Genomic DNA, 25,536 nt, shown 5'->3' with positions numbered 1-25,536 from the left:
CATTATTTTTTTATTGTATATGTGAAGTTAATTTTTGCCGATCGACCTAAAATGTTCGACACGGAGCAGTATTTATCGAAAGTCATGGCTAAAGCACGCTCTACTTTTGCAGGATTTAATTCACCATATAAATCAAAGTGAATATCAATAATATCAAAAATCGGAGGCATTTCTTCGTCCTTTCTGGTTGCATTAATGGCGATTTTAATATCCTCAAGCGGTTCTTTTTGCTTGGTTAAAACATTCACCATATCAATGCCACTACAACCACCAAGTCCAACTAAAAGCATTTCCATAGGCCTAAAACCTTTGCCTTCGCCACCTATTGCAGCTTTTGCATCTAATTCAACGGTAAAACCGCTTTCATTTTCTGCTTCGAAATTAAATTTTCCGCTTTTACGGATAAGATTTATGTTCATGTTGTTAGTATTCCAGTATCAAGTAATTAGTATCAAGACATTTTGCTCAGACCTTTCAGCTTTAGTCTTTGGGCTTTCTGCTTAACCTTTCAGCACTATTTAAATATTATAATAAACTAAATTGTGTTTTTCCAGTTCGGGCAGTTTAACGGGTTGGTTAAAAATTGCAAAAACCGACGAGCCGCTACCACTCATTAAAGCGAATGTTGCGCCTGCATCGTATAAACTGGTTTTTATTTGATGAATTTGGGGATACTTTGCGAATACCGATGGCTCGAAATCGTTGATAACCTTATTTTTCCATGTTGTTGGCGACAAATGTATGATTTCTTTTAAGGATTGCAAAGGTTTTTGAGGTTTTACCAGCGCATAAGCATCTGCTGTACTTACGTGTACAGGCGGTTTTACCAAAACTTTAAACCATGCTGACAAATCAACTTCGCAGTTTTCAAATTCATCACCTTTATTAAAAGCATAAACGGGTTTATTTTCGATGAAGAAAGCACAATCCGCACCGAGTTTTCGGGCGTAAGCCTCCATTTGATTAACAGTTAAACCTAAACTAAATTTCTCATTAATGAGTTTGATTACAAAAGCACAATCTGCCGAACCTCCACCCAAACCTGCACCAACAGGAATATTTTTCAGAAGATTAATCTGTAGCGCAGGAATATTGTAATCAGCCTTTATTAAATGGTAAGCTTTTAAGCAAAGGTTGTCGTTCGAATCGCCTGGAATATCAATTCCGTGAATTTTGCATGAAGTTTCCTCCGCATCCACAATTTCTACCGCATCCTTTATATTAATCGGATAAAATACGGTTTCCAGATTATGGTAACCATCTTTCCTTTTTTCGGTAATGTTTAAGCCTAAATTTATTTTCGCGTTTGGAAAGGATAACATTCGGATTTGAGATTTGAGATTTGAGATTTGAGATTTCTCTCAAAACCAAATATAGTGCTGATGCAAACATACAAAAGTGTTTTTAGTGATTTGCGTTTCTTTCCACTTTCTGAAACCGAATTTGAAGCGCAAAACCTGCAAACCTATTTAAGTTTGTTCCTGTGTTTCGCTTATACGCTTCGCTTCGTCATTCTTCCTCGCTGCAGGGTAATCGCTACACCCAAGGCTAAATGGCCAAAATTTTCAAATATTTGCGTTTTGCAAAGCACAGTCTTTAAATTTTAAACCTGATTGAAATGAAAAGCCCGCAAATGAGGTACGAGTGCGGACTTGAAATGAAAAGCAGGACTACAGCCTGCCATTGACATAAAAACCGTTGTTTTCCAAATCAAAAATCATTTCAATGTTAGTAAACAGCAAGTGTGCATAAAAAGGCATATCAACAAATTATAAATTTTAGATATTTGTAAACGATAGAAAGATTATGAAACAATATTTAGATTTAATGCAGCATGTGCTGGATAACGGCGCACAAAAACACGACCGTACAGGAACTGGAACGATTAGCGTTTTTGGCTACCAAATGCGTTTTAATTTGCAAGAGGGTTTCCCGATGGTTACCACGAAGAAGCTGCACTTAAAGTCTATTATACATGAATTGATTTGGTTCTTAACCGGCGATACAAACATTAAATACCTTAAAGATAATGGTGTGCGTATTTGGGACGAATGGGCAGATGAAGATGGAGACCTTGGTCCTGTTTACGGCTCACAATGGAGAAGCTGGCCAACACCCGATGGAAAACACATCGACCAGATTACGAATATCATCAACACGATAAAAAAGAACCCTGATTCGCGTAGAATTATTGTTTCGGCCTGGAATGTTGCAGAAATTGAAAATATGGCTTTGCCACCTTGCCATGCATTTTTTCAGTTCTATGTGGCTGATGGTAAATTAAGCTGTCAATTATATCAGCGCAGTGCCGATATTTTTTTGGGAGTACCTTTTAATATTGCTTCTTATGCACTATTAACGATGATGGTTGCACAGGTTTGCGGCTTAGAGGCTGGAGATTTTGTTCATACTTTGGGCGATGCACATTTATACAATAACCATATTGAGCAAGCGAACTTACAATTAAGTCGTGAACCAAAACCGCTTCCTACAATGAAAATTAATCCTGATGTGAAAAGTATCTTCGATTTCAAGTTTGAAGATTTTACGTTAGAGAATTATGAAGCGCATCCACATATTAAAGGTGTAGTGGCTGTTTAGTTCATTAGTCATTGGTCCAATAGTTCATTTGTTTGGGCGCTTGCTAAAACTCAAATAAAATCATCCTTATAATTCATCTTTAAAAACATAACCATGAATTATAAATTAGAAGATTTAGAAGTCTATAATCTGTCAGAAGTAATTTCTGATAAAATTTGGGACTTGGTAATGAACTGGGATTATTTTGCCAAAGATACTATTGGAAAACAATTGTGTAGAGCTGCAGATTCCATTAGTGCTAATATTGCTGAAGGTTATGGAAGATTTCACTTTAAAGAAAATAAAAATTTTTGCTATTATAGCAGAGGTTCAATTCTTGAGGTTAAATCTTTCTTGAGAAAGTCAAAAAATCGACAATTAATCCCTGATGAAATTTATGAGGAATTATTTTTAGACCTGCAAACTATCCATTTAAAATTAAACGCATACATAAAATACATTGGTAAGAAGGCTGAAATGCCATAAGCCAAATTATTACAATTTGGTTCTGCTCTTTGCTTAAAAGCCATGCAGACTAATAAACAAATGACTAATGACAAATAAACAAAGCCATAGGCTTTCTATTGCCGTTGCCGTTGGCGAAAACTTTGAAATTGGCAAAAACAATCAGCTTTTGTGGCACATGCCCGCCGATTTGAAGTTCTTTAAACAAACAACTTCTGGCCATACTATAATAATGGGTCGTAAGACATTTGATTCTGTAGGCAGACCATTGCCAAACCGTAGAAATATTGTAATTACCAGAGCTACGGAATTGACGATTGAGGGTGTTGAAGTGGTAAATAACTTAGATGAGGCTTTAGAGATTACCAAAAATGAAGAAAAACCTGTTTTTATTGTCGGTGGGGCAGAAATTTATCGCCAGGCTTTGCCAAAAACTGATACACTTTACTTAACAACTATTCATCATACTTTTGATGCAGATACTTTTTTCCCTGAAATTGATAGAAATGAATGGGAAACTTTAAGTATTGAACCACACAAAGCAGATGAAAAGAATACATACGATTATACTTTCGAGGTTTTAGAACGGAAGAAATAATCGACAATCGTCATTGCGAGGCACGAAGCAATCTTTTCCAATAAGATTGCTTCGTGCCTCGCAATGACGAAAACCTAATGTTATAAGCCGAAAATAGAAATACATACTGTGCCACCTAAACCCGATAGAGTGGAAATACTTTTTTTTGCAGCAACCTTGAATATCCTATCCTGCTGAGGCACGAAGCATCTGCAACCGATGAACGAGGAATGACAGAAGTTAAAAAAAAGATTGGAACGGTAGCGGGACTGAACCAAAGCCAAAAGCTGCTGCAATTGCTTTTCAAATAATTTAATTAATCAAATTTATTGGAGAAAACGAGTTTAACGTAACGATTGTATTGCGTTTATTCTATGTTAAAAATTAATCTTAATAAATTATCAATTAAGGGGTTCTATAATTTAAAAATTTAATTAGATTTGCCGACTTGTTAAAAAACAGCGAAAGACAAATTATTTTAAACAAACAATGCAAGGAAAAGGTTTTATTAAGTTTATAGCGATAGTTTTAGCTATCGTTTGTGCGTATGCTCTCTCTTTTACACTGGTAGCATCTAGTGTAGAGAAAGACGCCAAAAACTATGCGAAAGGTGATTCGGCCAAAGAAAAGGCTTATTTAGATTCGATGAGTACTGAAAAAGTTTACCCTTTATTGGGCTTTACTTATCAGGCTGTAAAATCGAAAGAGATCAATTTAGGTCTGGATTTAAAAGGTGGTATGAACGTAACGATGGAAATATCGTTAGCGGAATTAGTTAAATCGTTAGCAGATAACACAACTGATGCTAATTTTAACAAAGCATTACAAAATGCGCAAACCCAATTAAACGCAGGCGGTAAAGATTATATCAAACTTTTTGTTAACGAGTTTGAGAAATTAAGTCCTGGTGTTAAACTTGCTGATTATTTCTCAAATCAAGATAATGCGTCGCTTTTGAAGCCAAATGCATCTAACTCAGAAGTTCAATCTTTCTTATCGAAAGAAGCTGAGAGCGCAATCGACCGTTCATTTACAATTTTACGTTCTCGTATTGATGGTTTTGGTGTTGTGAGTCCGAACATGCAAAAACAACCTGGAACAAACCGTATCTTAATTGAGATGCCGGGTATTCAGGATAAAGAACGTGTTTATAAATTATTACAAGGTTCTGCTGAATTACAGTTTTGGCAAGTTTATCAAATTCAGGAAGTTGTTTCTTTATTAGAAAACATTAACAAAACTTTAGCTTCAACTTTAAAAGAAACTGCTCCGGCTACTAAAGATACTACAGCTGCTGCTGCAACTGGCAGCAAATTAGCTGGTTTAGAAAAAGCTGCTGATACTGCAAAAGGCGGTAAATTAGCAGGCTTAGCTAAGAAAGATTCTACGGCTGCAAAAGCTGAGATTGCAAAATCTAACCCATTATTCTCAATTTTAAGTATTCCTACTTACCAGGCAGAAAATGGTCAGCCCTCTTTACGCCCAGGACCAATTGTTGGTTGGGTTGCGCAAAAAGATACGGCTAAAGTAAATTCATACTTCAAATTACCTGAGGTTGCTGCTTCTATTCCTTCTTCAATGAAGTTTATGTGGAGTGTTAAACCAATGGAAGGCACTAAAGTTTTCGAACTTTATGCAATTAAAGTTACAAGTGCTGATGGTAAACCAGATTTAGGTGGTGAAGCTGTTAGTGATTCTCGTAACGATTTCGACCAAAAAGGTAAACCGGAAGTAACCATGTACATGACCAGCGAAGGTGCTGCGAAATGGAAAAAAATTACTGCTGAAGCTTCTGCTGATGCTCAGAATAAAAAATCTATTGCAATTGTATTAGATAACCAGGTTTATTCTGCTCCAACTGTACAAAACGAAATTCCAAATGGTGTTTCTTCAATCTCTGGTAACTTTACTCAAGAGGATACAAAGGATTTATCTAACATCTTAAAAGCTGGTAAATTGCCTGCTCCTGCTCGTATTGCTGGTAGCTTTATTGTTGGTCCAACTTTAGGTGCACAAGCAATTCACGATGGTTTAATCTCTTTCGTAATTGCGTTTATCGTAATCTTAATCTTCATGGCGTTATATTATCACCGTGCGGGTTGGGTTGCTAACTTTGCTTTGTTAATCAACTTATTTTTCATCATCGGTATTTTAGTATCGTTAGGTGCTGTATTAACCTTGCCTGGTATCGCAGGTATCGTTTTAACAATCGGTTTATCTGTTGATGCAAACATCCTGATTTTTGAACGTGTACGTGAAGAATTAGCACTAGGTAAAAACATTCCGACTGCAATTAAAGAGGGTTTTAAACATGCAATGCCGTCTATCTTAGATGCGAACATTACTGTATTTATTTTAGGTGCTATCCTTTATGCTTTCGGTAGCGGACCAGTTCAAGGTTTCGCAACTACATTGTGTATTGGTATTCTTTCTTCATTATTTGCTGCTGTTGCAATTTCAAGAGTAGTTTTCGATGCGATGTTGGATCGTAAAATGGAAATCAGTTTCGATAACAACTTTACGCGTAATGCATTCAAAAACTTAGCCTTCAACTTTGTTGGTCGCCGTAAAATCTACTATATCATCTCAACAATTATTATTGTTGCGGGTATCGGTATGTACTTCAAAAATGGTGGTTTAAACTTAGGTGTTGATTTTAAAGGTGGTAGAACTTACTTAGTTCATTTCGATAAAACAGTTAACACTGAAGATTTAAAAAGCACTTTAGCGCCTGTTTTCGGTAACGAAACACCAGAGGTTAAAACTGCCGGAGAAGATAGCCAGGTAAAAATTACAACTACTTTCCACATCGAAGACCAAGATCCTAAAACGGATAAAGTTGTAGAAGATGCTTTAAACAAAGGTTTAGCTGGTTCTAAATACGAAATTGTTAGCTCGCAAAAAGTAACACCAATTATCGCAAGCGATATTGTAAACGGCGCTTTCTATGCGGTATTAATTTCATGTATCTTCATGTTTATCTACATCGTAGTGCGATTCAAAAAATGGCAATATGGTTTAGGTGCGGTACTTGCATTAGCGCATGATGTTTTAATGGTACTATCTTTCTATACAATTTTAGACGGTGTTTTACCATTCTCATTGGAAATTGGTCAGGATTTTATCGCAGCAATTTTAACGGTAATGGGTTACACCATGACAGAAACTGTTGTTGTATTCGACCGTATTCGTGAGCGTTTAAAAGAATCAGGTAAAGAAGATTTACATGGTGAAGAACGTAATCAATTAATCAACTTCGCGTTGAACAGTACATTAAGCCGTACAATTTTGACTTCATTAACTGTGTTCTTCGTATTATTAGTAATCTTCATTTTCGGTGGCGATAGCATCCGCGGATTCATCTTCGCATTGTTAATCGGTCGTATCATTGGTACGTACTCATCATTATGCATCTCTACGCCTATCGTAATCGATTTGGGTAGCTCTGCAGAAAAAAGAAAATAAGATTTTCTAATTCTTAAAATATTAAACGCCTCGATTTTAATCGGGGCGTTTTTATTTCCCCCACCTTGTAACAGCTAGTTCTAGCAAGGGCCGTAATCCTTCTCCTTTGGAGAGGTATGCAGAGAAATATCAAAAACCACAAACTTTCACATGGTGAGGAGATTATTTGAAAAGCAGTTTCAGTATTTCATAGGTCACAACAGTCCTGCTGGACACTTTATTCAGCTGCGCTTCATGCTCGTTTCCATCAGGTTTATTTAACTCCAAATTCTGCACGATACTTCACTAAGCTTAACCGTCATATTAAAGTTATTTTATTTTCAATAATTGCTGAAAGTTTAGATTTTTAAACCTTTTGGCTATGTTTTTGTTACGTTTATAGATATAAAAATGCAGATAATATGGATTTACAGCTTCCTAAAAGTGAATACCCCAGAGTAGTAATTGTTGGTGGTGGTTTCGGCGGAATTGAACTTGCCAAACGATTAAGAAACAAACCTTTTCAAGTTGTTATGTTGGATAAACATAACTATCATACCTTTCAACCATTACTTTATCAGGTAGCTACTGGCGGTTTAGAAGCTGATTCAATTGCATTTCCCCTTCGCAAAATCTTTAAAGGACAAAGAAACCTTATTTTTCGAGTGACAAAAGTTACCGAAGTGAATTCGGCTACGAACTGTTTGCAAACCGACATCGGTAGAATCAGCTATGATTATTTAGTTATTGCAACAGGCTCTACCAGCAACTTCTTCGGCAATAAAGAAATCGAGGAAAATTCAATGCCGATGAAATCAATTCCAGAGGCTTTGGATTTAAGAAGTTTAATTTTGCAGAATTTTGAAAAATCTCTAATTGAAACTGATAACGACAAAAAGAGTGCTTTGTTGAATTTTGTTGTAGTTGGTGGTGGTCCAACAGGTGTAGAAACCTCTGGCGCAATTGCAGAGCTTAAAAAGCATGTAATTCCAAATGATTACCCAGAAATGGATCTAAGTAAGGTTAACATCTACCTGATTGAGAATTCCCCAGAATTGCTCGGTCCTATGTCGCCGCAGGCACAACAAAAATCTAAAGAGTTCCTAGTTAAAATGGGGGTTCAAGTCATGAACGAAACCAGGGTTTTAGGCTATGACGGACACACATTATCATTACAAGACAAAGCACCAATTTTAAGTTCGACCGTAATTTGGAGTGCTGGCGTAAAAGGGCAATTAATTGAGGGCTTGGATAAAGCCGAAATTGTTCGTGGTGGTCGTGTAAAAACTGATACCCAAAGTTTAATAGCTGGTTACAATAACATTTATGCAATTGGAGATGTTGCTGCAATCATTGATGATGAAACGCCAAACGGTCATCCGGGTGTTGCTCCTGCTGCAATACAACAAGGGCATCAGTTGGCAAAAAACCTTATCAATATTAAAGAAAATAAGCCCTTAGAAAAGTTTAAATATTTCGATAAAGGCTCTATGGCAACTGTTGGAAGAAATAAAGCGGTTGTTGATATTGGTAAAATCCGCTTTCAAGGGGTTTTCGCTTGGTTTACCTGGATGTTTGTTCACTTAATGACGTTGGTAGGCTTCAGAAATAAGATAATCGTATTTGTAAACTGGGTTTGGAGTTATTTCAGCTATGATAGAGGCACGCGTCTAATTATCAGAACTTTTGCTAAAGATAGAAGTGTGGATTATCGGGAAGAAGTTAGGGAGGTTCGTTAGTCGTTAGTCGTTAGTCGTTAGTCAAAACTCAGGTTATAGACTATTGTTTTTTGATTTTTTTTTTCTTTGCGGAAAACTTTGCGCAATTTCGGTTAACCAAAAGATATGAGCCAGAACAAATTTAAATTAGTTGAATGTCCTCGTGATGCCATGCAGGGATTACATGATTTTGTTCCAACAGGACTAAAATCTGAATATTTAAATTTACTGCTTCAGGTTGGTTTTGATACGCTTGATTTTGGCAGTTTTGTTTCGCCAAAGGCGATTCCCCAAATGGCTGATACGGCTGAAGTTTTAGTAAATTTAGATTTGAGCAATACACCTACGAAACTTTTAGCCATTGTGGCCAATTTAAGAGGAGTGGAAGATGCTGTAAAACACAAAGAGATTGATTACCTAGGTTTTCCCTTTTCAATCTCAGAAACCTTTCAACAGCGAAATACCAATTCCAGTATTACTCAATCACTCACAATTGTTGAAGAAATGCTTTCACTTTGTGACAAGAATAACAAAAATGCGGTAGTTTATTTGTCTATGGGTTTTGGAAATCCCTATGGAGATGAATGGAATTACGAAATTGTAGAAAAATGGGCAGATGTTTTGGTCAGTAAAGGCGTTAAAATCCTTTCGCTGGCAGATACAGTTGGAGTTTCTACACCAGAAAAAATTGAAAACATCTTACCAAAATTGATTAGCAGATTTAGTAGCACAGAAATAGGAATCCATTTGCACTCTACGCCTACCGAACGATTTGAAAAGATTACAGCCGCCTACAATTCTGGCGTAAAACGAATTGACTCTGCCTTAAAAGGCTTTGGTGGTTGCCCGATGGCAGCTGATGATTTAACTGGAAATATTGCAACGGAAGACGTAATCGGATTTTTAAATTCCAAAGAAGAAAACCTAAACATTAATATGGATAAATGGAATGAAGCAATGGGTTTTTCTGCTAAAATATTTGGGTAATTTTTGCACTCGATATCGTCATTGCGAGGCACGAAGCAATCTTTGTTGTAAAGAGATTGCTTCGTACCTCGCAATGACGGGAGTTTAATAATTAGATAGTGCCATAGGTAAAAATTTTTGTGAAAAACAAATTTCCGTGACTTCCGTGTTTCCGTGGCCAAAAACTTACACCTTTTTTACCATTTTAAAATGCTGAATACCAGCTTCTTCAAACTGGTCACCCTCGGCAGCAAAACCGAATTTGGCATATAAACTCATTGCGTCTAGCTGTGAATTCAAATAAATATAATGTGCATCTTCAGGTAAATCAGATAAAGCTTCTGCAATTAAAGCTCGTCCCACACCCATCCCTCTAAAATCTTTAAGCACAGCAAAGCGTTCTAACTTATAGCCTGCTTCGGTTTTACGCCAACGGCATGCACCACAAGGCTGACCATTGTGTGAAGCCAGGAAATGCGTAGAAACGTCTTCGTTCTCCCACTCCAGCTCCGGCGGACAATTCTGTTCGTCTACAAATACAACTTTGCGAATGGCAAATACTTTATCTAAATCTTCAGGATGATTAACTTTTTGAACTAGCAGACTCATTATTTATCGTGTTTAAAATGTTTATTTGTTTTAAGTTTCAGCTCGTTTAATTCCTTTGCAACATCAATTGAATGCGAACAATGAATATCGGCCTCTTTTTTTGCAAGTGCAGCAATGGTAACGTAAAATTTATGTAACTGGTCTAATTCCTTTTCACTCAAATCCTCAATATCAACCATCCGATTACTTGCGCCTTGTTGAGCAGCAATTAATTCATTTAACTTTAATTGAATGGCTTTGCCATCTTTGTTTTGTGCTTTTTGAATTAAGAAAACCATTAAAAATGTGATGATGGTTGTTCCGGTATTAATAACCAGCTGCCAGGTTTCAGAATAATTGAAAATCGGACCACTTACAGCCCAAATAACCACAATTGCAGTTGCCGAAATAAATGCAGCAGAACTACCGGTAAACTTGGTTGCCGCATTAGCAAATTTCTCAAAAAAATTGTTATTCTTTGATTTGGCTCTAGATTTTATCATCACACTTTCGTTTGATTAAATATAACTATAAAACAAACAAAAGCGCCATCGGTTTTAATCCAATGGCGCTTTTATGAAATTATTGAATGAATGATTTTTTGAATGACTAAATAATCTATTTTGTCATCAAAACCAGCATTTTTATAATTTATCGTTTGCGTTAATGCAATTTAAATCTTCGAAAGCTAAAGTTAAACGTTTAACAAAAGCTTCTTCCGCCTTGCGTAACCAAACGCGTGGGTCATAGTATTTTTTATTTGGTTTATCATCGCCATCAGGATTACCAATCTGACCTTGAAGATAAGCTTCATTTTGTTTGTAATAATCTAAAATACCTTCCCAAAATGCCCACTGCATATCGGTATCAATATTCATTTTTATCGCACCATAAGAAATTGCTTCTCTAATTTCCTCTTGCGAAGAACCAGAACCGCCGTGGAAAACAAAATTAATTGGTTTCTCTGCAGTTAAGCTATATTTCTCTTTGATAAAATCTTGAGAGTTTTTTAAAATTACTGGTTGTAACTTAACATTACCCGGTTTATAAACACCATGAACGTTACCAAAAGCAGCAGCAACTGTAAAACGAGGAGAAACTTTACTCAACTCATCATAAGCATAAGCAACCTCGCTTGGTTGAGTATATAATTTCGAACTATCTACATCGCTGTTATCAACACCATCTTCTTCACCACCAGTAACACCTAATTCAATTTCGATGGTCATGTTCATTTTTGCCATACGGGCAAAATATTTAGAAGAAATTTCCATGTTTTCTTCGATAGATTCTTCTGATAAATCTAACATATGTGATGAAAATAATGGTTTTCCAGTTTCAGCGAAGAATTTTTCACCGTGGTCTAAAAGGCCATCAATCCATGGCAATAATTTTTTAGCGGCGTGGTCTGTGTGTAAAACCACAGCAACACCATAATGTTCTGCCAATAAATGCACATGCTTAGCTGCCGATACAGCACCTAAAATACATGCCTGCAATTTGTCATTATCTAAAGATTTACCAGCATAAAACTGTGCACCACCATTAGATAATTGAATCATAACCGGCGAATTTACTGCCTTAGCAGTTTCCAATACCGCATTAACCGTGTTTGTACCGGTAATGTTAACTGCTGGTAAAGCAAACTGGTGTTTTTTAGCCTGCTCAAATAATTCTTGAACGGCATCTCCGTAAATTACGCCTTTGTAGCCTTTTAAACTCATCTCTTGTTAATTTTTATTTGTCCGAAGTTATAAAAAAAAATAACATTCCAAGCTTTTGTAACAACAGAATTATTTGCCTCACAACCAAATAGAGGGCGTTTAGTGTAAAAAAGACATTATCCTTAGTGTAAAAAAGACACACTAGCAGAAAATTTCAAATTCCAACATTCAATTTTCAAGCTACACACAACGCCAGACAAGTTTGATAATTTAGATTTTATTATTGAAAATTCCATCTCACCCATATTGGTAATTGAAATTTGATTATTGGTAATTCACAATCTTAATATTATTTTTCGTTTCTTTGCAATCCAATTCTTTAAAAAATTATATGGCTTGGTTTAAGAGAGAAAACAAAGGTATCATTACCACAACCGAAGAGAAGAAAGAGGCACCAGATGGCGTGTGGAATAAGTGTCCAAACTGCAAAAAACCGCTACATCAGGCAGAATTACAGGAAAACAAATACGTTTGCCATTACTGCGATTACCACTTGAGAGTAGGTTCAAAAGAATATTTCGAAGTTTTATTTGATAATAACGAGTTTAAAGAGCTTTTTGCCAACCTAACTTCTGGCGACCCATTAAACTTTAACGATAATAAACCTTACACCGATAGAATTAAAGAAAGTCAGGCTAAAACCGGCTTAAAAGATGCAATCAGAGCAGGTGTTGGGAAAATAGAAGGCGAAGAAATTGTTATTGCCTGTATGGATTTCGCCTTTATTGGCGGCTCAATGGGTTCTGTTGTAGGTGAAAAAATAGCCCGTTCTATCGATTACTCTATAAAACATAAAATTCCGTTTCTAATGATCTCAAAGTCAGGCGGAGCACGTATGATGGAAGCTGCATTTTCACTAATGCAAATGGCTAAAACATCAGCAAAACTGGCTTTGTTAAGTCAGGCAAAAATCCCATATATCTCTTTACTTACCGACCCTACAACTGGCGGTGTTACAGCCTCTTACGCCATGCTTGGCGATATTAACATTGCAGAACCGGGAGCACTAATCGGCTTTGCTGGTCCACGGGTTATTAAAGAAACAATTAAAAAAGATTTACCAAAGGGTTTCCAAACTTCTGAATTTGTTTTAGAACACGGTTTCCTTGATTTTATCGTAGATAGAAGAGCAATGAAAGCCAAATTGGCTTCCTTTATTAAAATGATGAATAATTAATTTCATTAATTGCTCAATTGTTTTAATTGCTAATTGATATTTGAAAAGCAGGGCTTGAGTAACTTCGGTTAGTTCAGTCCTGCTTTTTGCTTTATTCCGCTACACTCCATGTTCGCTCCAATCAGGTTTAAAGCACCTAGGTCTGTATTTCATCCAAATGGCAGCTTACTTTCTATTCTGTCTGCTGAAATAAGACAGCATTCAACCTAACTCATATTACAGTTTTATAAGCCATATTGCTACAGCACCCATTAATTACCCTTGACTTCAGTCAACGGACAAGCAAATAATGTTTATTAAAAGCAAAATTTCTAATTTTAACTAACCAAACAGAACATCATGAAAAAAATTTTTCTTCTAACATCCCTCCTATGCTCATGCATAATTACTAATGCACAAGAAACAAAGCAAAAGATAGCATTTGATGAAACATTGGCAAAAAAACTTGGAGCTGATGATTATGGCATGAAAATGTATGTTTTAGTTATGCTAAAAACAGGTTCTAATACATCAGAAACTAAAGCAAAAACGGATAGTTTATTTGCCGGACATATGACAAACATGGGCAAAATGGTAGAAATGAATAAACTGATAGTTGCAGGTCCGATGGGTAAGAACGATAAAAATTATAGAGGGATTTTTATTCTAAATGCCAAATCCATTGAAGAAGCTAAGCAACTACTCGAAAGTGACCCCTCAATAAAAGCCAAAGTTTTGGAGGCTGAATTGTATAATTGGTATGGCTCTGCTGCGTTATCAGAATATCTACCGTTTCATGATAAAATTCAGAAGAAGGGTTTTTAATAGTTTGGAAAAATCTCCTAATACTAAGGCAGGAGGTTGATTTATTTATCACAAGGATGAGGATTAATCTGCAACATTTCCATTAACATCATATCGCCAAATATTATTTAATTAATTTAGCTTATCAATTCAGCTAAACTTAATTATGAATAAAAAATTACTATTCCCTACCTTACTTCTCTTTACTTCGTCTTTTGCTTTTGCGCAAGACAAGAAAGTTATCGATAATATTGTTAAAGAAGTAAATGAAAACTCACAACTAGAAAAACTAGCACATGAGCTTTTGGATGTTGTTGGACCGCGATTAGTTGGTTCGCCACAAATGAAACAGGCCAACGATTGGGCTGTAAAAAAATATGGCGAATGGAATATTTCTGCTAAAAATGAAAAATGGGGCGAATGGCGTGGCTGGGAAAGAGGTGTAACGCATATCGACTTGATTAGTCCTCGCTTAAGAACTTTAGAAGGTACACAATTGGCCTGGAGCCCATCAACCAATGGAAAAGCAATTAATGCTGAAGCAATTGTTTTACCTGCAATTACAGATTCAGTTTCGTTTCAACAATGGTTGCCAAATGTTAAAGGCAAATTGGTTTTAATATCGATGAATCAACTTTCTGGCCGCCCAGAAAAAAACTGGGAAGAATTTGCAACTAAAGATTTATTCGAAAAGTTTAAAAAGGAAAAAGCAGAAGCTTTAAGAACTTGGAATGCTAGTTTGGCAAAAACTGGCTTAAATGCTAAAAATTTAGCCTTAGCTATTGAAAATAATGGTGCAGCAGGAATTATCATCAATAATTGGTCGCAAGGCTTTGGCGTAGATAAAATTTTTGGTGCAAATACTACTAAAATTCCTACGTTGGATTTATCTGTTGAAGATTACGGATTGGTTTACCGTTTAGTTAAAAGCGGTAATAAACCTATGTTAAAAATCGAATCAGAATCTAAAGAACATGGCGTAGTGCCAACATTTAATACACTTGCAGAAATTAAGGGCAAGCAAAAACCAAAAGAATATGTAATGCTTTCTGCTCATTTCGATTCGTGGGATGGTGCTAGTGGTGCAACAGATAACGGTTCGGGAACGATTATGATGATGGAAGCCATGCGTATTTTAAAGAAATTTTACCCTAACCCAAAACGTACAATTTTAGTTGGACATTGGGGAAGTGAAGAGCAAGGTTTAAATGGCTCAAGAGCTTTTGTTGAAGATCACCCTGAAATTGTTGGTAATTTACAGGCTTTATTTAACCAAGATAATGGAACTGGTCGTGTGGTAAACATTGGCGGACAAGGCTTTGCGAAATCTAAAGACTACATTACGCGTTGGTTAGCGGCTGTTCCGGATACGATTAAAAATCAAATTAAAACCAGTTTCCCAGGTACGCCAGGCGCTGGAGGTTCAGATTTTGCCTCTTTTGTAGCTGCTGGTGCTTTAGGTTATTCATTAAGCTCGACCAGTTGGGATTATGGAACTTATACTTGGCACACCAACCGCGACAGTTATGATAAGTTAGTTTTTGACGAAATCAGAAGCAATGTAATTTTAGCGGCAATTATGGTTTACATGGCTTGCGAAGACCCTGAAAAAACTTCTACAGAGAAATCGACTGATTTACCTGTAAATGAACGAACAGGTAAACAAGCAACCTGGCCGGTACAATCTAAAGCGAATAGAAAAGGTGGTTTGTAAATAGTTCACAAATAAGAATTTTAAAAAGAGCATTTGGTAACAGATGCTCTTTTTTGCTATACTCTAAATAAAGGTATAATCTTTTTGAAGCGCAAAACCTGTTGGTTTAGGTTCTGTCCCGCCAATACTATTTCCGATGAAAAATCGGAATTCGTTATGTCGGGGCTATTTAACTTTATGTATCACCATTTTGAATGGTTTCCATGCACCGCCCGTTCTTCATAAACCCGATAAAGTGGAAATACTTTTTTATTACACTGAATTTAATAAATTGCCACATTGTTCCTCCTTGCAATGACGATAAAATAAGGAAAGACAGAAGTTAAAAAAGATTGGAACGATAGCGGGACTTTCGGAACCGAAGGACTACTGAAATTGCTTTTCAAAAATTCCTTTTTCGCATTCTATCGCTCTAAGATTGCTTCGTACCTCGCAGTGACGAACGACTCTTACTCCTCCTTTTTCTGGAATTTATAAAACAAATAACCGAGAAAAGGTAAAATTAAGATGCTACCCAGCAGTAAAGCCAAACCTAAACTATAAATGGTTTTTTCTGGCCCTACGGTTTCGAAAAGTGAAATTGCATTTCCATTTTTTAAGCGGATAAAATTAGGAAAGTGTGCATAGCTGATGGCAACCAAAATCATGGTTACCTGAAAACCAGCCAAAATCCTCAGTACCTTTGTTTTTCCCTTTAGAAGTAAATACCAGAGTAAAATAAGCGACAAACTGGCTAATATTATTGCACTTAAACCAACTGTATTTTTGAAAACCCAATCAATTAATGGAATATTATCAAAATGCGCGGCGATGAAAACCATTGCACCAAATACGACTGCTCCAATGTTCATGTATTCAGCCTTTTTAATAAACCTTTGTTTATCATGCGCATCCTCTGTTTCGCCTATAAGATAAATGGCAGCCAAAAAGCCACAAAGTGCTACCGTAAAAAAGCCAACGGCGATGGAAAACCAATTTAGCCAACCAAAAACATAGGCAGAAAGGAAATCGTTTGCATCTGTATCGATATGTCCTGAAATTAAACTTCCGGCGATTATACCTAGAAAAAGTGCTGTAATAAAACTTGAGTATCGAAAGATTCTGTTGTATAACCATTGCATATCATCTTTAACAGCATCATAATGGCGAAAAACAAAGGCTGTGCCACGGGCAATAATACCAATGAGCATAATGAGTAATGGAATATGCAGATAAACCGACATTGTAGTGTAAATTTGCGGAAAACCAACAAATAGAATTACAATAGCAATAATTAGCCACATATGGTTGGCTTCCCAAACCGGACCAATTGCCTGATACAAGGTTTTACGCGTCCTGCTTCTGTTTTTGGTTGAGGTAAATAGTTCAATAATACCAGCCCCAAAATCTGCCCCCCCTAAAAGGAAATAAAGGAGAATACCTAAACATAAAAAAGTAATTACGACATAGTCCATATTATGAAAATGATTATATAGATATTAGGATTTTAACGATTCTTATCGCTAATCTGTTCATCCGTTGTATTTGTGGTTAATTATTTAAATCCTTTTTATTATACAATTGCGGAACCATTTTTATTTGTCGATATAATAAGAAGGTTACAATTACACTAAGCGAAATATAAATAGCTGAGAAGATATAAAATGAATAAGCAATGCCTGGCATTGGGGTAACCGCATCTTTAGTGCGCATAATACCATAAATAATCCAGGGCTGTCGCCCAACTTCTGTTACCACCCAACCGGCTTCTAAAGCGACATAACCTAATGGAATTGCACATACAAATAATTTGAGCAGCCAACGCTTATCTAATAAATCTTTCTTGCGAAGCAAAAAGAAAAAATAAACTAATGAAATAAGCATTAATAAAGTTCCGATTCCAACCATAATTTGGAAAGCGTAATGAGTAATAGCCACTGGAGGTTGTTCATCAGCCGGGATTTTATCTAATCCTTTTACTTCTGCTTTAAAATCACCATGTGCCAGAAAACTTAATGCCCCAGGTATTTTAATTGCGCCTTTAACGGTTTTATCTTTCTCATTTACGATTCCGCCAATTAACAATGGTGCAGGTTTTTCTGTTGTGTAAAGTGCCTCCATTGCGGCAAGTTTTGCTGGCTGCCTTTTGGCTACATCCTTAGCAGAAATATCGCCACTTATGGGTTGAAGCAATGCACCAATACAAGCAAAGACTGCTGCAATTTTAAAAGCCTTTAGGTGAAATTCTTTATTTTGATTTCTTAAAATCATTAAGGCATGCACACCAGCTACCGCGAAACCAGTTGCAGTAAATGCAGCTAAACACATGTGTAAAGCTTGCGAAAACCAGGCTTTATTAAACATGGCTTGCATGGGGTCGATGTTTAAATATTGCCCGTTAACAAAATCAAATCCGGCCGGACTATTCATCCAGGCATTAGCGGCAACTACCAATATTCCTGAAGCCAATCCGCTTACACCAACAACCATTCCTGTAAACCAATGGAACCATTTGTTTAATTTATTCCATCCATAAAGAAAGAAACCTAATGCGATTGCTTCGATAAAAAAGGCTGTTCCTTCTAAAGAAAATGGCATTCCAAAGATTGGTCCGGCGTGTACCATAAACTTTGGCCACAACAAACCCAATTCGAATGATAACATGGTACCCGAAACTGCACCTGTAGCAAAGAAGATAGCTACGCCTTTACTCCAGGCTTTAGTTAAATTTCTGTAAACCTCATCATTAGTTTTTAGCCATTTGTAATGCGACACGGCCATAAAAAATGGCATAACCATACCAATGCACGAAAAAATTATATGAAAGCCTAATGATAAGGCCATTTGGGAGCGGGCTGCTAAAAAATCATCCATATCTGATAGTGGATTTTGTGTAACACAAATATAGCAGATAAGGACTTAGTTATGTTGAATTTACAATGCTTGTTTAGAATTATTTTAAATATAGAATGGTTATAAATTGAAAATAGATTTGATAGTTATTTTTTGTCTTAGCCCAATAGGCTTTCCACTTTTTCTTGATAAAAAGTGGAGCAAAAATCAAGGCTTTCGAACCTTTGTTGCAAATACTTACTAAATTTTATCTGAAATCCTAAGCCGTGTTAATGATTGTGGTGTATTGTAACACGCTGCTACACTCGTAGGATTTCTTGCTTCGATCGGTTATAGAATGGTAATGCCACAAAATTTAATTAGTCTTTGCTGCCAAATCTTCTAATGCCGGATGCGTTAATCGGAAAGTTTGTGATATTATGAAAAATTGTTCCAACAGATTGTTGAAAATACAAAAACTGTTATGAAGAAATTTACTTTGCTGTCTTAGGCAAGTTATATTTTGAGCGGCCGTCCATCCCAATTTAATTGGGAATCCTAAAGCTATTGTATTTGCATAAGGATTCCCGCCTTCGCGGGAACGATGACATTAAACTCCCTTCAATTCATCGTAAGCAGCAGTTAAACTTCTCTGAATACCTTCACCTTGCCATTCGGAGGCATTTGGAATAGTAGTAATTTTTAAAATGTCTTCTTTTGATTTTCCGGCTTTAATTTCGCCTGAAACCAATGTTAATAAATTTTGTAAATAATTTTGAAATGCTTTTAAATCAGCTTTGTTTCCTGTTATTTTTTCAGGCTCTCTGCTATGTCCAAAGATAAATAGCGTGTCATTATCGAATTGATTGTGGATTTTATCCAATGCAGTTATCCAATTGCCAATATGCGCTCCGTTTTCTCTATCTATGTATGGAAATTTACGATTTGAAACCAAATCGCCAACATGAACAATATTTGCATTTTCAAAATGGTAAACGGCATCACCGTTTGTATGTGCAGAACCATAATAGTAAGCACTTATCTTTTCGTTACCAACTGGTGCTTTCCACCCTGTACCAAATGTAGTATCTGGCAACAACTGTTTATCTAGGTTATTGGCTTTTTCTGCACCTCGCTTTTGGTTAACTAGCGAATTTTGATGCGCAACAACTTTCTCTGCCAAACCCTTAAAAGCAATGTTGCCTGCTGTATGGTCGCCGTGATGATGCGTATTAATTAAATATTTAAATGGTTTATCGCCCAGTTTTTTCAATTCATCGATAACATGAGGTGCAGATGCCGGAAACTGAGCATCGACAACTACAAAACCGTTGGGTGAGTTTAACCATCCGATGGTTCCGCCTTGCTCTGTAAATACACCAACATTGTTTCTCAAAGCTTTAAAATTATAAGCCCGAAGCATTTCTTTTTGAGCAAAAACATCAGTTTTATAAATTGAAAGCATAGCCATTGCTAATGCAGAATTCTTGATAAAATTTCTTCTTTCCATTTTGGGATAAATTAAAAAACCACAACTTACGTTGTGGTTTAAATTTAATAATTTTTTGTTAGGAATGTTATCTATTAGATTCCAGAACCAGGTGTTGTGCCTGGCTCATGACCAGGGCCAAAAGCATTGTTCTTACGGTCTTTATCTTTATTAAAAAGATTAGTTGCAACCTTTGACGATTTATTATCATCAAGATTTCTGTTTTCCTTAACGTCTTCAGCGGTTTTATTAAGCAATTCGTTCTCAACGATTTTACCTTTTTCTTTATCAGTTCCCATAGTATTTTCAATTTGATGTACTAAAAGAACACTTAAAGAATAACATTGTTTTTAATAGTAGTTTTTGGAATAGTTATTAAACATAAAATTCCCCTACTATTAAAGTAAATTTAAGTAAAAAAAACAATTACAACATTGCTCCAGGCAGCTTACTTAAATCATGAATACAGCCAAATGAATTAAATTTTCTCTTATGAATTTTACTAAAATGGTGTGATGATTCGAATGAAAATGGCGCCAAAATAAATTTGTAGAGGTGTTTCCTTTCTGTTTTTTCTAATTTTTCAGATTGAGGATTTTCTTGTTCTGATTTTGATTGGTAATTTTCCATAACGGTAAGATTTATAGAAAGCATATACTTTCCAGGTGTAAAAATTTCTTTTTGGTTAAACCTTATACTGATGGGATTTTAATAAGGTTTCGTTAAGGAACTATATGTTCTTGGCATTTGGGTAGCCATTATCTGTATTAAATTTAAGCTTTTGTTTTGAGATTTGCAATAGCTGAGTTAGCCGTTGACTAAAGTCGACGGTAATGAAGCAAACAATAACTGAACTAGTTGTAATTCATTTCAGTGCAGTGTTGCTTCGGCAGACTAATTAAGGTTTGATACTATAGCTGTTTTTGTTACTAAGTACCACAAACCTTTGTAATTTAAACCTGATTGACGTGGAAACCAAAAGCTTTTTCTGCTTTTGTTGGAAAAGAAAGCAGGACAGATATTAAAAAAGGTGATGAAATTGCTTTTCAAATAAAAAATGTTTTGAAACGCTTAGCAAACAAATAAATTCAAAAAGCAAAAAAGTCCCGAATTTCTCCGAGACTGTTCCTATTTGGTTAATGATATTTTAGGCTAGCGCATTTTGCTTTACCACCATTTTAACTTTTTCTATTACGTAATCTAACTCTTCTTTTGTGGTATATTTACTGAAAGAGAAACGAACCGAGGGACGATTTGGGTCGGCATTGATGCCATTTAAAACATGCGAACCGATGTTTGAACCTGACGAACAGGCACTGCCACCAGAAGCACAAATGCCGTTAATATCTAAATTAAACAACAACATATCGGCCATATCCATTTCAGGGAAAGATACGTTTAATACTGTGTAAAGGCTTTTATCTGCATCGGTTTCTCCATTAAAGGCAATACCCGGAATTTCTGCAATTAGCGCTTCTTTTAAATAATCCTTTAAACCCTGGATGTGATTTTGGTGTTGCTCCATTTCTGCATAAGCAATTTCTAAAGCCTTTGCTAAGCCAACAATACCATAAACATTTTCGGTACCGCCACGCATGTTACGCTCTTGTGCACCACCATAAATCATCGGCGGAATTTTAACATTGCTATTCACATACAAAAAGCCAACACCTTTTGGCCCATGTAATTTATGTGCCGCACAAACAATAAAATGTGCCTTAAGTTCGCGTACATTATGCGGATAATGCCCCATGGTTTGAACGGTATCGGCATGGTAAATTGCATTATATTTTTCGCAGATATCGCCAACTTTAACCATATCGGTAAGTGTACCCAGTTCGTTATTGGCATGCATTAACGATACGAAACTGCGTTCGTTGTTTTGTAAGAGTTCTTCTAAATGAGCATAATCTACATTACCTTTTCCATCAATATTAACAAAGCTAAGTTTATCAATTTCGCCATTTTTAAGCATGGTATTTAGTGTATGCTCAACCGCGTGATGTTCGATTTTAGAAGTAATAGCGTGTTTTATTCCGTAAGCTGCAATACCACAACGAATAGCGGTATTATCCGCTTCTGTACCTCCGGAAGTAAAAAACACTTCTGATGGTGATGCATTTAGCAAGCCTGAAACCGTTTTACGAGCTTTTTCTACCAAAGTACGCACCTCGCGACCAAGCGCATGAATGGCTGAAGGATTACCGAAATAATTCTCCATCACATTACTCATTTCAGCAATTACTTCTTTATCTAAAGGCGTTGTAGCCGCATTATCTAAATAAACTCTCTTCATTTATTAGTTTAATTTAAGGATTTCCTTAATGTCGGAAATAATTTTATTCGCCAAATTTTCTGCAACAGTTTCATTTTCAGCTTCGCTGTAAATACGAATAATTGGCTCTGTATTAGAACGACGCAAATGCACCCATGTTTTATCAAATTCGATTTTTAAACCATCAATTGTACTATAAGGTTGATTTTTATATTTCTCCTCAACCTGCTTTAACAATTTATCGATATCCATTTCTGGTGTTAACGTAATCTTATTTTTCGAAATAAAATACTGTGGATAACTGCCTCTTAAAACCGAAATAGATTTACCGAACTTAGCCAAATGCGTTAAAAATAAAGCAATTCCAACCAAAGCATCTCTACCATAATGCGATTCAGGATAGATAATTCCACCGTTTCCCTCGCCACCAATAATGGCATTGGTTTCTTTCATTTTGTTAACCACATTCACCTCGCCCACTGCCGAAGCATAGTATTCAGAACCAACTTTTTCAGTAACATCGCGTAAAGCACGGGTAGATGAAAGGTTTGAAACTGTATTTCCCGGCGTATTTTTCAATACATAATCAGCAACAGCAACCAATGTATATTCTTCGCCGAACATGCTGCCATCTTCGTTTACGAAACATAAACGGTCAACATCCGGGTCAACAACAATGCCTAAATCGGCATTTTGCTTTTGCACTTCTTTAGAAATTTCAGTTAAATTTTCGGGAAGTGGCTCAGGGTTGTGCGGGAAATGACCATCAGGTTCACAGTATAATTCTGTAACCTTAGTTACGCCTAAAGCTTTTAATAAAGCCGGAATAAAAATACCGCCAGTTGAATTTACACAATCAATAACAACTTTAAAATCTGCTTTTTTAATGGCTTCAACATCAACCAAAGGCAATGCTAAAACTTTGTCGATGTGTTTCTGTAAGTAGGTATCATTTTTAATTACTTTGCCAAGCTTATCAACTTCAGCAAATTCAAAAGCTGCACTTTCGGCTAAATCTAAAACTTCCTTACCATCTAAATCGCTAATAAATTCGCCATTAGCATTTAATAATTTTAGGGCATTCCATTGTTTTGGGTTATGGCTTGCTGTTAAGATTATGCCACCGCCAGCATTTTCATCAGGCACAGCAACTTCAACGGTTGGCGTTGTAGATAAACCTAAATCTATTACTTCGATGCCTAAACCTTGCAAAGTTCCGATAACTAAATTGTTCACCATTTCGCCCGAAATACGAGCATCGCGACCTAAAACAATCCTTCTAATACCCGTTTTTTGAACAGTCCAGCTACCAAAAGCAGCTGTAAATTTTACTATATCTATTGGTGTTAAGCCATTTCCAGCTTGCCCGCCAATAGTTCCCCTTATTCCTGAAATTGATTTTATTAAAGTCACTTACTGTATTTTATATTGAATTCAAAAATACGAAAAAAAACAAGATTGAGGGGAATTTAGAGTGATTAGCTAACTTAATTTACATTGTTTTTATATCTATTTATACGATATATTTAGTAGAAATACCTAGTCAATCGTTTGCTATAAATTATTTTTAGAAAAGCAAAACCAGTATGTTTTCGGTTACAGCAACCCCGCCCCCGTTTCAAGTCCGCTCCCGATGAAAAATCGGGATTGCGGGCTTTCTCACTTTGGTCGGGTTTAGGTGGATGGAGCAGAAATACAATTGTACGGAGGATAACATAAGGTATTTAAAGTCATCCAAAAACTCAAACGGACAATACAATCAGTTCTTTCGACTGATACCTTTCTTAGCTTATCGTTCCAAATAAGAGAGAATGATGATGAATTTCAAATTAATTAATTTTGCAATATTGTTGCATAAAAACCAGCAACCACTTCTCATACAAAAGCTAAAATCTTATATTTGCATCTTTTTAAAATACAAAACGGCTTTTTATGCAGCGCAAATGGTTTCAATATTGGTTTAATTCGCCATATTATCACATTCTTTATCAACAAAGAAACGATGCTGAAGCCGAATTTTTCATCGATAAATTAACAGATTTTTTAAAGCCCGCTGCTGAAGCAAAAATACTTGATATTGCTTGCGGAAAAGGAAGACATTCAATTTACTTGAACAAAAAAGGCTTTGATGTTACCGGAATTGATTTATCTGAACAAAGCATAAAATACGCCAAGCAATTTGAAAATAACAAACTACATTTCTTGGTGCATGATATGCGCCGCTTATTTTACATTAACTATTTCGACATTGCTTTAAATCTGTTTACCAGTTTTGGTTACTTCGACACAGAAAAAGACCATGTTAACGCTTTAAAAACCTTTAGAAAGTGTTTAAAAGCTAATGGAATATTGGTGTTGGATTATTTCAATACTGAAAAAATTGTGCGAAATTTAAATTCTTGCGAAGCAAAATCGTTGGACGGCATTACCTTTAACATTACCAAAAACGTGGTAGAGGGAAAAATCATTAAAAAAATAAGCTTTGAAGATAAAGGCAAAATGTACAATTTCGAAGAAAGAGTTCAGGCTTTCAGTTTTCAAGATTTTGAGCGAATGCTTACTAAAGCCGGTATGGTGATTGAGAAAACATTTGGAAGTTACGCTTTGGATAATTTCGATGAATGTACATCTGACAGACTTATTTTAATCTGTAAAAAAGCATGATAGAAAGCATACAGCAATTTGATGTAGAATTGTTTTTGAAAATCCACCGCGGACTTTCGAACGGCTTTTTTGATTGGCTGATGCCTTTAATGCGCAACCGATTTTTTTGGTCGCCACTTTACCTGTTTATTGTAGTTTTCTGCATAAAACAATATAAAAAACAAGGTTATTACATTATTGCAATGGTGCTTTTTACATTTGCCATGGGCGATTTAATTGCATCCAGAGTAATTAAACCTTTAGTTTCGAGAGTACGTCCGTGTAATGATTTTAGCCTTTCGAATGAAATTATACATCGAGTAACATGCGGAAGCGGTATGAGTTTTCCATCGGCGCATGCAACCAATCATTTTGCGATTGCGGTTTTTTTAATATTTGTATTTTACAGCAGGTGGAAGCCTATTTTACCAATTGGTATTTTTTGGGCGGCAATCATCAGCTTTGCGCAAGTATATGTAGGCGTACATTACCCTGTCGACGTAACAGCAGGTGCAATACTTGGAACAGTAATTGGTTTTATCTGTTCAAGAATTTTCAAAAAATTACAACCTGATTTTTAAA

24 protein-coding genes are annotated in these 25,536 nt (G+C 36.0%); 12 read left to right on the top strand and 12 right to left on the bottom strand.

Annotated elements, in window-relative coordinates; translation table 11 throughout:
- Nucleotides 1-2: 2 nt before the first annotated feature.
- Together R2Q16_RS09020 and ispE are read right to left on the bottom strand one after the other, a co-directional pair.
- Nucleotides 3-419: an OsmC family protein gene (locus R2Q16_RS09020; RefSeq protein WP_316736551.1), complete on the bottom strand. Its 417-nt coding sequence runs from the start codon at nucleotides 417-419 to the stop codon at nucleotides 3-5.
- Nucleotides 420-518: 99 nt separating this feature from the next.
- Nucleotides 519-1,322, bottom strand: a complete 804-nt coding sequence (ispE, locus tag R2Q16_RS09015) for a 4-(cytidine 5'-diphospho)-2-C-methyl-D-erythritol kinase (RefSeq protein WP_316736550.1) — start codon at nucleotides 1,320-1,322, stop codon at nucleotides 519-521.
- A gap of 60 nt (nucleotides 1,323-1,382) precedes the next feature.
- Here ispE and R2Q16_RS09010 point away from each other — a divergent pair, with 60 nt between their 5' ends.
- The 7 genes from R2Q16_RS09010 to R2Q16_RS08980 all read left to right on the top strand — a co-directional run bounded on the left by R2Q16_RS09010 (nucleotide 1,383) and on the right by R2Q16_RS08980 (nucleotide 9,771).
- The gene (locus R2Q16_RS09010) at nucleotides 1,383-1,607 is read left to right on the top strand and encodes a hypothetical protein (protein WP_316736549.1); all 225 of its coding nucleotides are present in this window, start codon (nucleotides 1,383-1,385) and stop codon (nucleotides 1,605-1,607) included.
- A gap of 199 nt (nucleotides 1,608-1,806) precedes the next feature.
- Nucleotides 1,807-2,601 carry a thymidylate synthase gene (locus R2Q16_RS09005; protein ID WP_316736548.1) on the top strand — a complete coding sequence of 265 codons (795 nt, stop codon included), beginning with the start codon at nucleotides 1,807-1,809 and terminating at the stop codon, nucleotides 2,599-2,601.
- A 93-nt stretch (nucleotides 2,602-2,694) separates the two neighbouring features.
- Nucleotides 2,695-3,066 carry a four helix bundle protein gene (locus tag R2Q16_RS09000; protein ID WP_316736547.1) on the top strand — a complete coding sequence of 124 codons (372 nt, stop codon included), beginning with the start codon at nucleotides 2,695-2,697 and terminating at the stop codon, nucleotides 3,064-3,066.
- A gap of 67 nt (nucleotides 3,067-3,133) precedes the next feature.
- Entirely contained in the window at nucleotides 3,134-3,643 is a 510-nt protein-coding gene (locus tag R2Q16_RS08995) for a dihydrofolate reductase (protein WP_316736545.1), read from the top strand.
- A gap of 468 nt (nucleotides 3,644-4,111) precedes the next feature.
- The gene (gene secDF / locus R2Q16_RS08990; protein ID WP_316736543.1) at nucleotides 4,112-7,087 is read left to right on the top strand and encodes a protein translocase subunit SecDF; all 2,976 of its coding nucleotides are present in this window, start codon (nucleotides 4,112-4,114) and stop codon (nucleotides 7,085-7,087) included.
- A gap of 401 nt (nucleotides 7,088-7,488) precedes the next feature.
- Complete coding sequence (locus tag R2Q16_RS08985) at nucleotides 7,489-8,805, top strand: NAD(P)/FAD-dependent oxidoreductase (protein ID WP_316736542.1); 1,317 nt, start codon at nucleotides 7,489-7,491, stop codon at nucleotides 8,803-8,805.
- Nucleotides 8,806-8,910: 105 nt separating this feature from the next.
- Nucleotides 8,911-9,771, top strand: a complete 861-nt coding sequence (locus R2Q16_RS08980) for a hydroxymethylglutaryl-CoA lyase (RefSeq protein ID WP_316736540.1) — start codon at nucleotides 8,911-8,913, stop codon at nucleotides 9,769-9,771.
- A 165-nt stretch (nucleotides 9,772-9,936) separates the two neighbouring features.
- Here R2Q16_RS08980 and R2Q16_RS08975 read toward each other — a convergent pair whose 3' ends face one another.
- From R2Q16_RS08975 to fbaA, 3 genes are all read right to left on the bottom strand, one after another.
- Nucleotides 9,937-10,359, bottom strand: coding sequence for a GNAT family N-acetyltransferase (locus R2Q16_RS08975; protein WP_316736539.1), 423 nt, complete (start codon nucleotides 10,357-10,359; stop codon nucleotides 9,937-9,939).
- On the bottom strand, nucleotides 10,359-10,841 hold the full coding sequence (locus tag R2Q16_RS08970) for a low affinity iron permease family protein (RefSeq protein WP_316736538.1): 483 nt from the start codon (nucleotides 10,839-10,841) through the stop codon (nucleotides 10,359-10,361). The genes R2Q16_RS08975 and R2Q16_RS08970 overlap by 1 nt, the downstream gene beginning before the upstream one ends.
- Before the next feature lie 141 nt (nucleotides 10,842-10,982).
- The gene (fbaA, locus tag R2Q16_RS08965; RefSeq protein ID WP_316736537.1) at nucleotides 10,983-12,062 is read right to left on the bottom strand and encodes a class II fructose-bisphosphate aldolase; all 1,080 of its coding nucleotides are present in this window, start codon (nucleotides 12,060-12,062) and stop codon (nucleotides 10,983-10,985) included.
- A gap of 331 nt (nucleotides 12,063-12,393) precedes the next feature.
- On the opposite strand from fbaA, the gene accD reads away from it, so the two are divergent.
- From accD to R2Q16_RS08950, 3 genes are all read left to right on the top strand, one after another.
- Complete coding sequence (gene accD / locus R2Q16_RS08960; protein WP_316736536.1) at nucleotides 12,394-13,239, top strand: acetyl-CoA carboxylase, carboxyltransferase subunit beta; 846 nt, start codon at nucleotides 12,394-12,396, stop codon at nucleotides 13,237-13,239.
- A gap of 339 nt (nucleotides 13,240-13,578) precedes the next feature.
- Nucleotides 13,579-14,043, top strand: a complete 465-nt coding sequence (locus R2Q16_RS08955; RefSeq protein WP_316736535.1) for a YciI family protein — start codon at nucleotides 13,579-13,581, stop codon at nucleotides 14,041-14,043.
- A gap of 145 nt (nucleotides 14,044-14,188) precedes the next feature.
- Entirely contained in the window at nucleotides 14,189-15,736 is a 1,548-nt protein-coding gene (locus tag R2Q16_RS08950; protein ID WP_316736534.1) for a M20/M25/M40 family metallo-hydrolase, read from the top strand.
- A gap of 449 nt (nucleotides 15,737-16,185) precedes the next feature.
- Here the strand turns inward: R2Q16_RS08950 and R2Q16_RS08945 are convergent, their stop codons facing one another.
- The 7 genes from R2Q16_RS08945 to glmM form a co-directional block, all read right to left on the bottom strand.
- Nucleotides 16,186-17,190 carry a cytochrome d ubiquinol oxidase subunit II gene (locus R2Q16_RS08945; protein ID WP_316736533.1) on the bottom strand — a complete coding sequence of 335 codons (1,005 nt, stop codon included), beginning with the start codon at nucleotides 17,188-17,190 and terminating at the stop codon, nucleotides 16,186-16,188.
- A gap of 76 nt (nucleotides 17,191-17,266) precedes the next feature.
- Complete coding sequence (locus R2Q16_RS08940; RefSeq protein WP_316736532.1) at nucleotides 17,267-18,589, bottom strand: cytochrome ubiquinol oxidase subunit I; 1,323 nt, start codon at nucleotides 18,587-18,589, stop codon at nucleotides 17,267-17,269.
- A 568-nt stretch (nucleotides 18,590-19,157) separates the two neighbouring features.
- Nucleotides 19,158-20,057, bottom strand: a complete 900-nt coding sequence (locus R2Q16_RS08935; protein WP_316736531.1) for an MBL fold metallo-hydrolase — start codon at nucleotides 20,055-20,057, stop codon at nucleotides 19,158-19,160.
- A 74-nt stretch (nucleotides 20,058-20,131) separates the two neighbouring features.
- Nucleotides 20,132-20,335, bottom strand: coding sequence for a hypothetical protein (locus tag R2Q16_RS08930; RefSeq protein WP_290237744.1), 204 nt, complete (start codon nucleotides 20,333-20,335; stop codon nucleotides 20,132-20,134).
- A 127-nt stretch (nucleotides 20,336-20,462) separates the two neighbouring features.
- Entirely contained in the window at nucleotides 20,463-20,666 is a 204-nt protein-coding gene (locus tag R2Q16_RS08925) for a hypothetical protein (protein ID WP_316736530.1), read from the bottom strand.
- Between the two features lie 517 nt (nucleotides 20,667-21,183).
- A complete protein-coding gene (locus tag R2Q16_RS08920; RefSeq protein WP_316736529.1) occupies nucleotides 21,184-22,332 on the bottom strand; it encodes a cysteine desulfurase family protein in 1,149 nt (382 codons plus the stop codon).
- A gap of 3 nt (nucleotides 22,333-22,335) precedes the next feature.
- Nucleotides 22,336-23,724, bottom strand: a complete 1,389-nt coding sequence (gene glmM / locus R2Q16_RS08915; RefSeq protein WP_316736528.1) for a phosphoglucosamine mutase — start codon at nucleotides 23,722-23,724, stop codon at nucleotides 22,336-22,338.
- Nucleotides 23,725-24,243: 519 nt separating this feature from the next.
- On the opposite strand from glmM, the gene R2Q16_RS08910 reads away from it, so the two are divergent.
- Both R2Q16_RS08910 and R2Q16_RS08905 read left to right on the top strand, forming a co-directional pair.
- Entirely contained in the window at nucleotides 24,244-24,975 is a 732-nt protein-coding gene (locus R2Q16_RS08910) for a class I SAM-dependent methyltransferase (protein ID WP_316736527.1), read from the top strand.
- Complete coding sequence (locus R2Q16_RS08905) at nucleotides 24,972-25,535, top strand: phosphatase PAP2 family protein (RefSeq protein ID WP_316736526.1); 564 nt, start codon at nucleotides 24,972-24,974, stop codon at nucleotides 25,533-25,535. The genes R2Q16_RS08910 and R2Q16_RS08905 overlap by 4 nt, the downstream gene beginning before the upstream one ends.
- The last annotated feature ends 1 nt before the right edge of the window (nucleotide 25,536 follow it).

This window comes from Pedobacter aquatilis, assembly GCF_032678425.1.
Lineage (GTDB): Bacteria > Bacteroidota > Bacteroidia > Sphingobacteriales > Sphingobacteriaceae > Pedobacter > Pedobacter aquatilis_B.
The sequence above is the reverse complement of the archived record's forward strand: the minus strand, read 5'-3'. Positions and strand labels throughout refer to the sequence as shown.